Origin of the sequence: Streptomyces coeruleorubidus (genome assembly GCF_028885415.1) — a bacterium.
Taxonomy (GTDB): Bacteria; Actinomycetota; Actinomycetes; order Streptomycetales; family Streptomycetaceae; genus Streptomyces; species Streptomyces coeruleorubidus_A.
Window position 1 is genome coordinate 2,700,399 of the sequence record NZ_CP118527.1, and the last position, 12,721, is coordinate 2,713,119.

Consider the following 12,721-nt stretch of genomic DNA (forward strand, 5'->3'; position numbering starts at 1 on the left):
CACACAAGTGATCGGGGGATGTTCATGCCGAAGCTGCGCCGTGCCGTGGCCTGGTCCGTCGACTTCGCACTGGTGGTGGCGCTGGCCTCGGCGCTCGCCGTGCTCACCTTCCACCGGGTCTCCGCGCTCGTCACCGACGTGCCCGAGCTCGCCACCCGCAGCGGCCTCGAACTGCTGACCTCACGCGGCGACGTGCTCGGCGCCTCCCAGGACCTGGGGCTGAGGCTGTGGGACAAGTCGGTGCTGTACGTCGAGCAGGCCTTCGCGCTGCTGGTCCTGACGGTGTTCCTCTACCAGTGGGCGTGTCTGGCGCTGGCCGGGCGGACGGTCGGCAAGGGCCTGGCCGGGCTGAGGGTCACACCACGGCTGCCGCGCCGGGCGGCGCTGCGGGCCGCCGTCACCACCACCGCGGACGTCGCCGTCTACGCGGTGGCCTGTGTGCTGCTGGTCGAGGGGCAGGTCGTGCTGTCGGTGCTGGTGTGGGTGGTCGCGGTGGTGCTGTTCCTGCTGAACGCGCTGCCGGTCCTCTCCCCCGCCCGCCGGTCTCTCGCCGACCGGGTGGCGGGCACGGAGGTCACCGGGATCGGGCTCAGCACTCCTGTCGCCACGCCCCTAGTTCGTGCTTCTTGAGCAGTGAACTCAAGCGCAGGCGGCGGGACTCGGCGCAGAAGCGGCCGGTGGGCACCTCGTACTCGACGTGGAAGACGGCCTTGCCCGCCTCGACGAACGGCTTGAGGGCGCCGCACTCGCCGTACTGGGCGCACTGTTCGTTGACCGCGAAGTCGAAGTCCCCGACCAGCTCCGGGATCTGGTCCAGGTCGTTCTTCAGGCCGACGGCCAGGCCTCGGTCGTGGGCCAGGCGGGCGATGAGGCGGTTGTAGCGGAGCTGGTCGGCGGCGGTCAGCGGGAAGCCCGTGTCGTTGCGGTAGCCGTCCATGTTGTCGGGCTCCACCGCGTCGAAGCCCTTGTCGCGGCACATGTCCATGCGGGCCGCCATGAGCGGCTCCAGGACGTCCGTGCGGCGGATGTCGAGCCAGCGTTCGCCCTCCCAGCCGTTGCCCCGGCCGAGGACCGGCTTCGGGAACTTCTTCGCGTCCGGGCGGAACTCCTCCCAGGCGCCCGTGGACAGATAGCAGATGACCTTGCGGTCCTCGCGGTGCAGCCGCGCGACGGTGGCCTCGGAGTGGTCGAAGCCGTCGATGTCGTAGACCGACACGTCGACGGAGGTGTCCAGGCGCCCGCTGAGCTGCCACTGCCAGGCCGTGCCGGGGCGGGGCTGCCAGCGGGGGCCGGGCTTGTCGTCGGGGCCCTGGGTGCAGCCCGCGAGCAGCAGGATCAGCAGGGCGACGAGCAGCGGGCGTCTCACGGGGCGTTCTCCGGGTTGTGCAGGGTGTACGGCAGTGTGCCCCAAGGATGATCTCCGGTTCCGGGCACCGCGCAGTGCACCGCCGCGCCCCGCTCCCGCACCAGGCCCTCGGGGTCTGCGCCGGGCGGCACGTCGTACACCAGGTGACACAGCCGCACCCCGCTGTCGCCGGGCCAGGGTCGGTGAGGCAGGGCGCGGTAGGACGCCCAGGTGCCCTCGAAGGTGACGAGGACGTCGGCGATGCGGGCGTAGCAGGGGTGCGGTGCCGTGCCGTGGTTGAGGACGAGGGTGCCGCAGCCGACGCCCCAGGCGGCCACCGCCAGCCGCTGGTAGTGCTCGAACTGCTCGGGCCCGGAGGAGACCTGGTCGAGGAAGGCGCCGTCGGTGCCGTACCAGTCGCGGTGCCGGGTGAGGTCGCGGACGACGTCGGTGGCGGCGCGGCGGCCGTAGTCGGTGTCGGCGTATCCGAGGACCCGGACGCCCGCCGCCCTCAGCCGGCCGGCGACCTCGGCGAAGGCCACGTCGGGGCGGTCGCCGGGGCCGCTGGCCGGGTTGAGGACGACCCCGTAGAGGCGGGGCGCGGCCGCCACGATCGCGTCCCATTCGGCGGGGCGGGCGGACGGGTGCTCGTAGTACGGGACCAGGAGAGTGCTCATCGGTGAGCGGTTGCCCTCCCCAGCAGCGCGCACACCAGGGCGGCCTGGACGACGGCCGCCGCGCCGTACACGGCCAGGCCCGCCGTGTGCGGGTCGCCGGTGCGGGTGGCGATGAGCAGGGTCTGGACGAGTGCCGCGGCGCAGCACACCGCCGTCGCGCCGGTCACCGCGCCGAACGACTGGAGCAGCAGGCCCGTCCACAGGACCACGCCCAGCAGGAGCAGCCCGGCCAGCCGGACGCCGCCCGGGACCGGGGAGTCCGGCCACAGGGCGGAGGCGGCGAGGCTCAGCGCGAGCAGCGCGGCGAGATAGGCGGCCAGGCACTGGACGACCGTCAGGGCCGTGGTCCGCCAGAAGTCCCGGGCGGTGCTGCTGGAGCGCAGTCCGGCGAGGCTGTCGCTGCGGAAGCGGTACAGCAGCCACTCGGCGGGGCCCATGCTGAGGGTGAGCGCCACGGCGGCGGGCGCGGCGACCGCGCTGTGGTCCTCGCCGGCGAGGACGTCGCCGAGTGCCGCGTACAGCACGAGGACGCCGGTGCCGAGCCCGAACAGGGCGTACGGCAGGGAGCCCGTGAGCCGGGGTCCGGCCGGGCGCCGGTGCGCGGGGGCGGTGCCGAACCCGCCGAAGGGCAGCAGGGCGACGAGGCCGGCGGTCCAGCCGCCCTCGCCCGGTTCCTTCAGGGCGGGTGCCACTTCGCGGACGGCGAGGGCAGCGACCGCCGCCAGGGAGCCCAGCAGCAGGGTCAGGCTCGCGGCCTCGGGCAGCGGGTCGACCAGGGACAGGACCGCGCCCATCGCCATCGGCGCGAGCGCGGCCAGCAGGAACCGCTCGCGGCCCATCACCAGCAGCACGGTCGCCGCCGCCAGATAGCAGGACTGCCCGGCGGCGAAGGCCACCACGGCCGGGACGGCGCCGCCCGCGAACGCCAGGGCGACCAGCGAGCCGAGCAGCGCACCGGCCGGGGCGCCGAGCAGCAGGGCACGCCGGGCGGCCGTCCGGTCGCCCAGCCCCAGCCAGGCGTACGCCCGGTGGGCGAGCCCCTGATTCCACGTCCAGCCGCACAGGGCGCCGGCCAGGAGCGGTACCGTGCCCGCGGGGAGGCCGAAGTCGTGGGGGCCCGTGAACAGGGGCGCGCCGAGGACGTAGGCGAGGCCGGGCAGGGCGAAGACGACACCGCGCAGCAGACAGCCCAGCAGGCCGATCCGCCAGGGGTCGTGGAGGGGGCCGTCGGGCTCGGGGTAGCGGCGCTCGACCCGTTCGTAGAGGGTCTCGGCGAGCGCGAAGGAGTTCTTCACGCCGTACCGTTCGCGTATCTGGTCGTCGGAGAGGCCGTCGGACTCCAGGAGCGCGGCAATCTCGTCCGGGTGGACGGCCGCGGCTATGAAGTCCTCCAGGCGGACGGCGAGTTCGTCGACCGGGTCGGGCCGGGCCCAGCTGGGGGTGCGCTGCCGGGGGATGGCGGGGAGGGTGTCCGGGCGGGAGCCCGGGGGCAGCCAGACGCTTCCGCTCACCAGCCGGCTCCTCCCCCAGACTCCGTCCGGGGGGACCCCCATACCGCGGTGGACGCGTACCAGGGGTCGCGCAGTTCCAGGGTCCAGTCGGCGACGGTCTCCAGCGTCGGTTCGTACACCTCGTCCTCGCCCGCGAGTTCCTTGTAGATGGTGCGGAAGGCGTCCACCGAGCGGCGCAGCGTGAACCGGTCGATGACGCGCTGGCGCGACAACTGCCCCAGTTCGAGGCGCCGTTGGTCGTCCTTGAGCAGGGTCAGCGCGGCGGCGGCCATCTTCTCCGGCTCGCGCGGGGGCACCACCAGGCCCGTGTCGCCGACGGCCTCGCGCACTCCCCCGACGTCCGTCGACACCGTCGTACGGCCGCACGACATGGCCTCGATGATGGAGAACGGGAAGCCCTCGGAGATCGACGACAGCATGACGAGGTGCCCGGCCGCGTACGCGCGCCAGACCTCGGTGATGCGGCCCTCGAAGGTCAGGCCGTCGGTGACACCCAGTTCGGCGGCGAGCTTCTCCAGCCGGGTGCGGTAGGCCTCGCCGCCGGGCGGGACCGGGCCGAAGAGCCTCAGCCGGGTCGCCGGTATCTCGGCGCGCACCATCGCGTAGGCGCGGATCAGGGTCTCCAGGTCCTTGATGGGGTCGATCCGGCCGCACCAGGACAGGGTGGGGTCCTCGGGCTCGGGGCCGGCGTGCGGGAAGGCGGTCGGGTCGACGCCGTTGTAGACCGTGCGGATCTTGCCGGCGTCGGCGCCGCCGCGCTCCTCCCAGCGGCGGTTGTACTGGTTGCACGGCGTGATCAGGTCGGCGGCCCGGTAGCCGTAGGAGTTCAGCTCCCGGTAGAAGCCCAGCATGAAGGCCTTCACGGGCCAGCGCTGGGCGTCGCGGCGGTAGCCGAGGTAGCGCTCGCGCAGGTAGATGCCGTGCTCGGTGAGCATGAACGGCACGCCGTCCAGGTGGCGGGCGGCGAGCGCGGGCAGGGTGGCGAGGCCGCTGCTGACGGCGTGCGCGACGGAGTCCTCGGGGATACGGACGCCGAGCGGGCGCAGGGCGTGTTCCAGCAGGTCGGTCGCGGTCAGCGCGTCGTGCACGGTGGGGCGGGCGGCGGCCGTCGGCAGATGCGGCATCGTCCAGATCCACATCAGCGAGCGCAGCGCCGACTCGGTGCGCAGGGCCGTCGACAGACGCCCGTCCCGGGCGAGTTCGGCGAGCTCGTTCAGGGAATCGCCGAAGTCGGCGTGCGAGCCGGGGTCGAGGAAGGAGAGCAGGAAACGCTCGTAGGTCTCGGTGAAGCGGCGGCGGGCCCTGCCGTACGGGGGCCTTCGGCGGCCGGGGCGCGGGCCCCAGGTCGGTACGGAGGTGTGGTGGCAGACGTTGGGCGGCAGCTCCCAGGTGACGGGTTCGCGGCCACTGCCGGTGAGCGATGTGGAAATCGACCTCGGGCATGCCCTTGACGAGCTGGTCGCACCAGGTGCTGACGCCGCCGTGGACGTGCGGGTAGGTGCCTTCCGTGAGCATGGTGACATGACGGCCTGTTCGCCTCATGCGGTGTTTCCCCCCTGTGGTGCGGATCTTGTGCGGGGAACTGCTGCCCGGATGCCGAGTTGCGGGCTTCGTGTGGGCTGGTCGCGCAGTTCCCCGCGTCCCTAAAGGCTCTAGGGCAACTTCAGTGTCAGAGCCGACTGGAGTGCTGCCGGGGTCGTCCAGGCCGAGCGGGATCCCGCGTACGGGGTGCCGAAGGCGGACGTGCCCAGCAGGAGTTGCTTCTGTGTGCCGTCCGGTGCCGTCACCGGGACCTGGATGCCGGACGGTGCCGTGACCGTGACCGTGTTGCCGATGCGGTACGCCGTGACACGGCCGTTGGCCAGGGCCGTCCGCCAGGCGGCGCGGCGCTGCACCTCGGTGCCGATGGCGCTGTGCCGGGGGTTCTCCAGCGGGGTGTTGTCGGCGAACAGCGCCCGGTAGTCGTCGAGCACCTTCTCCATGACCGGGTAGAGCAGCCGGTCCTCGGCCAGGTTGGACTGGTGCGCGTAGTGCGGCCGGGGGTCGCCGGCGAGGACGTGTCCGAGGGCGGTGCGCGCCTCCTGCGGGACGATGTGCTCGGCGTAGCCGGTGGTGGGGTCGAGCGGCTCGTCCAGGCACGTGGAGGTGGGGTTGTCCTCGCAGACGCCGCTGCCGCCGTCGGCCCGCGAGGTGTAGACCCAGTTGTACTCGTCGGCCATCTCGGCCGCCGTGCCCACGTTGTAGTACACGTTCATCGGGTGGCGCGGCACGGTCAGCGCGTTGCCGATCGCGCGCTGCTCGGGCTCGCGGGAGTTGTCCGAGGCGATCCACCTGACGCCGGTGTCGGCCAGGGCGCCGGCCAGGTCGGGGTTGTCGTCGGGCTGCTGGGGCAGCGTCTTCAGGCCCGAGTGCTCACCGGTGACCAGCTCGGCGCGGTCGACGGAAAGGCCCTGGTTCACGGCCCAGTCGTGGTTGTCGCGGATCTGCGCGGCGATCTCGGCGCGGCTCATGTACGTGGTCGAGCCGTCGGCGTTCTTCGCGCAGCTCCACGGCACGGTCGAGGTGTCCTGTACGCAGCCGAGGAAGGGGTGCGTGTAGGTGTGGTTGACCCAGCGGTACTGCGCCTTGTCGGCGAGCAGCCGGTCGGTCAGGGCGTCGGTGCCGCCGTGCTGGGTCTTCCACTCCTCGCCGGAGCCGGCGTTGTAGACCATGTCCATGGTGAAGCCGTGCTTGCGCTGCCACTGGGCGGCGTGGGCGGCGTCGTCCGCGGTCATGCGGATCGGCGTGGTGCCCTCGCCGTCGCCGCCCGCGCAGTCGAAGTCGCCCGGGGTGCAGTTGCGCTCGGTGTCCCAGCGGCTGTCCGGGGCGAACACGTCGTCGATGTGCACGGCGAAGGAGTTGCGGGCCTGGCCCAGGTGCACGCCCTGGGTGAGCCACTCGACGATGCCCCGGGCCAGCAGCCGGAACTGCTGCTGGCTGCTGTTGTAGGCGAAGGTCACCACGAGTTCCCGGCGGCCGTCGTGGGCGTACTCGCCGACGAGGCTGCCGCGGCCGGTGCCGCCGGGCACGGGGATGTCGACGTAGCTGGTGAAGCCGGCGCGGGGCCGGGCCACGTAGCCGTAACTCTCCTGTACGGACGCCGAGTTGTCCTCGAACCGGAACGCCCCGTCGAGGTAGCCGAACCAGCCCGCCTTCCCGGCCGCCGTGACGGACGCCTCGCGCCCGTCGAGAGTGCCCGCCCAGCCACCCTCGCTGGTGTAGTCGAGGCCGACCTCCGGGTGCGCCCAGGTGTAGGCGTCGACCTGCGGGACGCCGTACGTCCGCTCGTACGTCTCCAGGGCGGTCTGCTCGGCGGAGCCCGCGCCGAAGGGGGACTCGTTCGGCAGCACGACGCCCTGGTACTTGGCGCGCGGGCTGCCGTTCACCGTGTCGCTCAGGAACGACTCGGTGATCTTCGGGCGGCCGGCGTCGTTCAGGTCGATGGTCGTGTACGGGACGCCCGTGCTCCTCAGCTGGGCGGTGACGGCCCGGACGGAGCTGTCGCCGTTGTCCACCACCAGCACCTTCAGATCGATCCGTGGCTCCTCCGCGGCCGCCGCCCCCGGCGCCACCGCCCCCGCCGTGATCAGGCCCGCCGCCGTCACCGCGGCGGCCGTGCTTCTCCATCTGCGCGCACGCTGCGCCATGGTTCCTCCCCCAGAAGACCCCCGGGATCCCCTTGCGGTCGAACTGAGGAGGACCCGTGGAAATCATGCAAAGCGGCGAGCAGGGCGCTCACCGGATCTCGACGAGTGTGACTGAGTTCACCGACATAGAGGATCAAGAAATGGCCACTACGCCACCGACAGGTGAACGCCCGCAGGAATGAGCGAACACGACCACGCGCGTAGTCTCGTCGTCGAGTGTTCGCCGCACCGGGGAAGGCCCCGTGATATCCGAGCCCTGAGGTCGCAATAGGGTCGGCTGTCGGGCCCGGTCGACCCACACCGTTCGACCACAGAAACTTCACATCGGAAGCGAGATTTCACCACCGTGACTGCTCTCACTCTCAGCACCGCCGCGGCGCCCGGTCTGCGGGCCGACGCCATCGTGATCGGTGTCGCCAAGGGTGCCAAGGGGCCGGTCGTCGCACCGGGCGCCGAGGCCGTGGACAAGGCGTACGACGGCAGGCTCGCCGGCGTTCTGGAGACCCTCGGCGCCTCCGGTGCCGAGGGCGAGGTGACGAAGCTGCCGGCGCCGTCCGGCTTCAAGGCGCCGCTCGTGCTGGCCGTGGGCCTGGGCGCGGTGCCCGAGAAGGACGCCGACTACGACACCGATGCCCTGCGCAAGGCCGCCGGTGCCGCCGCCCGCGCCCTGGCCGGGTCCAAGAAGGCCGCCTTCGCCCTCCCCCTGGCGGACGCCGCCGACGCCGGCGCGATCGGGGAGGGCGCGCTGCTCGGCGCGTACTCCTTCGACGCCTACAAGGACAGCGGCAAGGACCCCAAGGCGAAGAACGGCAAGGCCCCCCTCGCCGAGGTCGCCCTGCTCGGCGGCAAGCCCCGCGACAAGGCGTACAAGGCCGCCGTCGAGCGTGCCGTCGCCGTGTCCGAGGAGCTCAACCGCGCCCGCGACCTGGTCAACACCCCGCCGAACGACCTGAACCCCGAGTCGTTCGCCGCGATCGCCCAGGCCGCGGCCAAGGAGCACGGCATCAAGGTGCAGGTGCTCGACGAGAAGGCCCTGGCCAAGGGCGGCTACGGCGGCATCCTCGGCGTCGGGGCCGGCTCGGCGGCAGGACCGCGCCTGGTGAAGCTGTCGTACACCTCCTCCAAGGCGAACAAGCACCTCGCCTTCGTCGGCAAGGGCATCACGTACGACTCGGGCGGCATCTCGCTGAAGCCGGCCGGTCACAACGAGACGATGAAGTGCGACATGAGCGGTGCGGCCGCGGTGTTCGCCGCGGTCGTCGCCGCCGCGCGCCTCGGCCTGGAGGTCAACGTCACCGGCTGGCTGGCGCTGGCCGAGAACATGCCCTCCGGCTCCGCGACCCGTCCGGGTGACGTGCTGCGGATGTACAGCGGCAAGACCGTGGAGGTGCTCAACACGGACGCGGAGGGCCGGCTGGTGCTGGCCGACGCGCTGTGGGCGGCGTCGCAGGAGAAGCCGGACGCCATCGTGGACGTCGCGACGCTGACCGGGGCGATGGTGCTGGCGCTGGGGAACCGGACGTTCGGGATCATGGGCAACGACGACGCCTTCCGTACGGCGCTGCACGAGGCGGCGGAGGAGGTCGGGGAGCCGGCGTGGCCGATGCCGATGCCGGAGCACCTGCGCAAGGGGATGGACTCGCCCACGGCCGACATCGCGAACATGGGCGAGCGGATGGGCGGCGGGCTGGTCGCCGGGCTGTTCCTGCGCGAGTTCGTGGGCGAGGGGATCACCTGGGCGCACCTCGACATCGCCGGGCCGGCCTTCAACGAGGGCGGGCCCTTCGGGTACACGCCGAAGGGCGGGACGGGCAGTGGTGTGCGCACGCTGGTCCGGCTCGCCGAGCTGACGGCTGCGGGGGATCTGGGCTGACGGTCGCCCGGTAGCCCGACTCTCGCCGGTTGTGCGGGGAGTGCGGGGGCGTGGGGGCTGGTCGCGCAGCTCCCCGCGCCCCTGTCGGCAACGTGGGGTGTCTCACACAGCAGCCCGGCGTCTCCTTCTGTGCTGACAAGTGCGAAGATGGGGCTCGGCAGGACAGGGCCCCACCGAAGGGCCGAAGAACGAGCGGCCGGACACCAGCCGCCTGCCGGTCAGTGAAGACCGGCGTACGGCGCACATGCATGGAGGACGTGACGTGGCGAACGACGCCAGCACCGTTTTCGACCTAGTGATCCTCGGCGGTGGCAGCGGTGGTTACGCCGCGGCCCTGCGCGGGGCGCAGCTGGGCCTGGACGTCGCCCTGATCGAGAAGGACAAGGTCGGCGGCACCTGCCTGCACCGGGGATGCATCCCCACCAAGGCCCTGCTGCACGCGGGCGAGATCGCCGACCAGGCCCGCGAGAGCGAGCAGTTCGGTGTGAAGGCCTCCTTCGAGGGCATCGACATCGCCGGCGTCCACAAGTACAAGGACGGCGTGATCGCCGGCCTGTACAAGGGGCTCCAGGGGCTCGTCGCCTCCCGCAAGGTGACCTACATCGAGGGTGAGGGACGGCTGTCCTCCCCGACCTCCGTCGACGTGAACGGCCGGCGCGTCCAGGGCCGCCACGTGCTCCTCGCGACCGGCTCCGTGCCGAAGTCGCTGCCCGGCCTGGAGATCGACGGCGACCGGATCATCTCCTCGGACCACGCCCTGGTCCTGGACCGCGTGCCGAAGTCCGCGATCATCCTCGGCGGCGGTGTCATCGGCGTCGAGTTCGCCTCCGCGTGGAAGTCCTTCGGCACCGACGTCACCATCGTCGAGGGTCTGAAGCACCTCGTCCCGGTCGAGGACGAGAACTCCTCCAAGCTGCTGGAGCGCGCCTTCCGCAAGCGCGGCATCAAGTTCAACCTGGGCACCTTCTTCGAGAAGGCCGAGTACACCCAGGACGGGGTCAAGGTCACCCTCGCCGACGGCAAGGAGTTCGAGGCCGAGGTCCTGCTCGTCGCCATCGGCCGCGGCCCGGTCTCCCAGGGCCTGGGCTACGAGGAGCAGGGCGTCGCCATGGACCGCGGCTACGTCCTGGTCGACGAGTACATGCGCACCAACGTCCCGACCATCTCCGCCGTCGGTGACCTCGTCCCCACCCTGCAGCTCGCGCACGTCGGCTTCGCCGAGGGCATCCTGGTGGCGGAGCGTCTGGCCGGTCTGAAGACCGTTCCGATCGACTACGACGGTGTCCCGCGGGTGACGTACTGCCACCCGGAGGTCGCCTCCGTCGGTATCACCGAGGCCAAGGCCAAGGAGATCTACGGCGCGGACAAGGTCGTCGCCCTGAAGTACAACCTCGCGGGCAACGGCAGGAGCAAGATCCTGAACACCGCGGGCGAGATCAAGCTCGTCCAGGTCAAGGACGGTGCCGTCGTCGGCGTCCACATGGTCGGCGACCGCATGGGCGAGCAGGTCGGCGAAGCCCAGCTGATCTACAACTGGGAGGCGCTGCCCGCCGAGGTCGCGCAGCTCATCCACGCCCACCCGACGCAGAGCGAGGCGCTCGGCGAGGCCCACCTGGCCCTGGCCGGCAAGCCGCTCCACTCGCACGACTGACCCCTCGGTCGACGAACGCGACGACAGACTTCCGCACTTTCCGTAAGGAGCAACCGAAACCATGGCGGTTTCCGTAACCCTTCCGGCGCTCGGCGAGAGCGTCACCGAGGGCACTGTCACCCGCTGGCTGAAGGCCGAGGGTGAGCGCGTCGAGGCCGACGAGCCGCTGCTCGAGGTGTCGACCGACAAGGTCGACACCGAGATCCCCTCGCCCGCCGCCGGTGTCCTGGCGTCCATCAAGGTCGCCGAGGACGAGACCGTTGAGGTCGGCGCCGAGCTGGCCGTCATCGACGACGGCACGGGCGCGCCCGCTGCCGCCCCGGCCCCGGCCGCCGAGCAGGTCGCCGAGCCCGCTCCCGAGCCGGCCCCGGCCGCCCCGTCCACCGAGCAGGCCGCCCCGGCGCCCGCTCCCACCGCCGACGCCGCCGCCGGCGGCGGCTCCGCCGAGGGCACGGACGTGGTCCTGCCCGCGCTCGGCGAGTCCGTCACCGAGGGCACCGTCACCCGCTGGCTGAAGTCGGTCGGTGACAGCGTCGAGGCCGACGAGCCGCTGCTCGAGGTCTCCACCGACAAGGTCGACACCGAGATCCCGGCGCCCGCCTCGGGCACGCTGCTGGAGATCGTGGTCGGCGAGGACGAGACCGCCGAGGTCGGCGCCAAGCTCGCCGTCATCGGCGAGGCGGGTGCCGCTCCGGCCGCCGCCCCGGCGCAGGAGGCCCCGGCCGCCCCGGCCCAGCCCGAGCCCACGCCTGCTCCGGCGCAGCCCGCCCCGGCCCCGCAGGCTCCGGCCCCGCAGGCTCCGGCCCCGCAGGCCCCGTCGGCCCCGGCTCCGCAGCAGCAGGTCACCCCGGCTCCCGAGCCGGCCCCGGCCGCTCCTGCTCCCGCCCCGGCTCCGGCCCAGGCACCGGCCGCCCCGGCCGCCGCCCAGCCGGCCGACGACGGCGCCTACGTCACCCCGCTGGTGCGCAAGCTCGCCGCCGAGAACGGCGTCGACCTGTCCACCGTCAAGGGCACCGGCGTCGGCGGCCGCATCCGCAAGCAGGACGTCATGGCCGCCGCCGAGGCCGCCAAGGCCGCCGCCGCTGCCCCGGCCCCGGCCGCGGCCGCTCCGGCTGCCGCCAAGAAGGCCCCCGCGCTGGAGACCTCGCCGCTGCGCGGCCAGACCATCAAGATGCCGCGGATCCGCAAGGTCATCGGCGACAACATGGTCAAGGCCCTGCACGAGCAGGCCCAGCTGTCCTCGGTCGTCGAGGTCGACGTCACGCGCCTGATGAAGCTGCGCGCCCGTGCCAAGGACGCGTTCGCGGCCCGTGAGGGCGTCAAGCTCTCCCCGATGCCGTTCTTCGTCAAGGCCGCGGCCCAGGCGCTGAAGGCCCACGCGCCGGTCAACGCCAAGATCAACGAGGCCGAGGGGACCATCACCTACTTCGACACCGAGAACATCGGTATCGCGGTGGACTCCGAGAAGGGCCTGATGACCCCGGTCATCAAGAACGCCGGTGACCTCAACCTCGCCGGTATCGCCAAGGCCACGGCGGAGCTGGCCGGCAAGGTCCGCGCCAACAAGATCACCCCGGACGAGCTGTCCGGCGCGACCTTCACCATCAGCAACACCGGGTCGCGCGGCGCGCTCTTCGACACGATCATCGTGCCGCCGGGCCAGGTCGCCATCCTCGGCATCGGCGCCACGGTCAAGCGCCCCGCCGTCATCGAGACGGAGGAGGGCACGGTCATCGGCGTCCGCGACATGACGTACCTGACCCTGTCCTACGACCACCGCCTGGTGGACGGCGCCGACGCCGCCCGCTACCTGACGGCGGTCAAGGCCATCCTGGAGGCGGGCGAGTTCGAGGTCGAGCTCGGGCTGTAGCCCCCGGTAGCAGCAGTACGGTGCCCCCGTCCGGACATCTCCGGGCGGGGGCACCGTGTTGGGGGCGCGGGGCACTGCGCGACCGGCCACACACAACCGTCGGCCGAA

9 protein-coding genes and 1 pseudogene are annotated in these 12,721 nt (G+C 72.3%); 5 read left to right on the forward strand and 5 right to left on the reverse strand.

The window, feature by feature from the left end:
* Positions 1 to 24 precede the first annotated feature (24 nt).
* Positions 25 to 630 carry an RDD family protein gene (locus PV963_RS12590; protein ID WP_274815730.1) on the forward strand — a complete coding sequence of 202 codons (606 nt, stop codon included), beginning with the start codon at positions 25 to 27 and terminating at the stop codon, positions 628 to 630.
* Here the strand turns inward: PV963_RS12590 and PV963_RS12595 are convergent.
* The 5 genes and pseudogenes from PV963_RS12595 to PV963_RS12615 form a co-directional block, all read right to left on the reverse strand.
* Positions 590 to 1,366: an endo alpha-1,4 polygalactosaminidase gene (locus PV963_RS12595; protein WP_274815731.1), complete on the reverse strand. Its 777-nt coding sequence runs from the start codon at positions 1,364 to 1,366 to the stop codon at positions 590 to 592. The two genes, PV963_RS12590 and PV963_RS12595, sit on opposite strands and share 41 nt — an antisense overlap.
* Positions 1,363 to 2,022: a spherulation-specific family 4 protein gene (locus PV963_RS12600; RefSeq protein ID WP_274815732.1), complete on the reverse strand. Its 660-nt coding sequence runs from the start codon at positions 2,020 to 2,022 to the stop codon at positions 1,363 to 1,365. The genes PV963_RS12595 and PV963_RS12600 overlap by 4 nt, the downstream gene beginning before the upstream one ends.
* Positions 2,019 to 3,533: a hypothetical protein gene (locus PV963_RS12605; RefSeq protein WP_274815733.1), complete on the reverse strand. Its 1,515-nt coding sequence runs from the start codon at positions 3,531 to 3,533 to the stop codon at positions 2,019 to 2,021. The genes PV963_RS12600 and PV963_RS12605 overlap by 4 nt, the downstream gene beginning before the upstream one ends.
* Positions 3,534 to 3,736: 203 nt before the next feature.
* Positions 3,737 to 5,075, reverse strand: a pseudogene (pelF, locus tag PV963_RS12610) (GT4 family glycosyltransferase PelF); the annotation flags it as partial.
* 110 nt (positions 5,076 to 5,185) lie between these two features.
* The gene (locus PV963_RS12615; protein WP_274815734.1) at positions 5,186 to 7,219 is read right to left on the reverse strand and encodes a hypothetical protein; all 2,034 of its coding nucleotides are present in this window, start codon (positions 7,217 to 7,219) and stop codon (positions 5,186 to 5,188) included.
* A gap of 56 nt (positions 7,220 to 7,275) precedes the next feature.
* Here PV963_RS12615 and PV963_RS12620 point away from each other — a divergent pair, with 56 nt between their 5' ends.
* From PV963_RS12620 to sucB, 4 genes are all read left to right on the forward strand, one after another.
* The gene (locus PV963_RS12620) at positions 7,276 to 7,401 is read left to right on the forward strand and encodes a hypothetical protein (RefSeq protein ID WP_274815735.1); all 126 of its coding nucleotides are present in this window, start codon (positions 7,276 to 7,278) and stop codon (positions 7,399 to 7,401) included.
* A gap of 164 nt (positions 7,402 to 7,565) precedes the next feature.
* On the forward strand, positions 7,566 to 9,092 hold the full coding sequence (locus PV963_RS12625) for a leucyl aminopeptidase (RefSeq protein WP_274815736.1): 1,527 nt from the start codon (positions 7,566 to 7,568) through the stop codon (positions 9,090 to 9,092).
* Between the two features lie 262 nt (positions 9,093 to 9,354).
* Positions 9,355 to 10,743 (forward strand): dihydrolipoyl dehydrogenase, encoded by a 1,389-nt coding sequence (gene lpdA / locus PV963_RS12630; protein ID WP_274815737.1) that lies wholly within the window; start codon positions 9,355 to 9,357, stop codon positions 10,741 to 10,743.
* 61 nt (positions 10,744 to 10,804) lie between these two features.
* Positions 10,805 to 12,613, forward strand: coding sequence for a 2-oxoglutarate dehydrogenase, E2 component, dihydrolipoamide succinyltransferase (sucB, locus tag PV963_RS12635; RefSeq protein WP_274815738.1), 1,809 nt, complete (start codon positions 10,805 to 10,807; stop codon positions 12,611 to 12,613).
* The last annotated feature ends 108 nt before the right edge of the window (positions 12,614 to 12,721 follow it).

Coding starts and splice junctions, on each gene's coding strand:
- PV963_RS12615 (WP_274815734.1), bottom strand. CDS start 7,219: ATGGCGCAGCGTGCGCGCAGATGGAGAAGCACGGCCGCCGCGGTGACG.
- PV963_RS12590 (WP_274815730.1), top strand. CDS start 25: ATGCCGAAGCTGCGCCGTGCCGTGGCCTGGTCCGTCGACTTCGCACTG.
- PV963_RS12600 (WP_274815732.1), bottom strand. CDS start 2,022: ATGAGCACTCTCCTGGTCCCGTACTACGAGCACCCGTCCGCCCGCCCC.
- sucB (WP_274815738.1), top strand. CDS start 10,805: ATGGCGGTTTCCGTAACCCTTCCGGCGCTCGGCGAGAGCGTCACCGAG.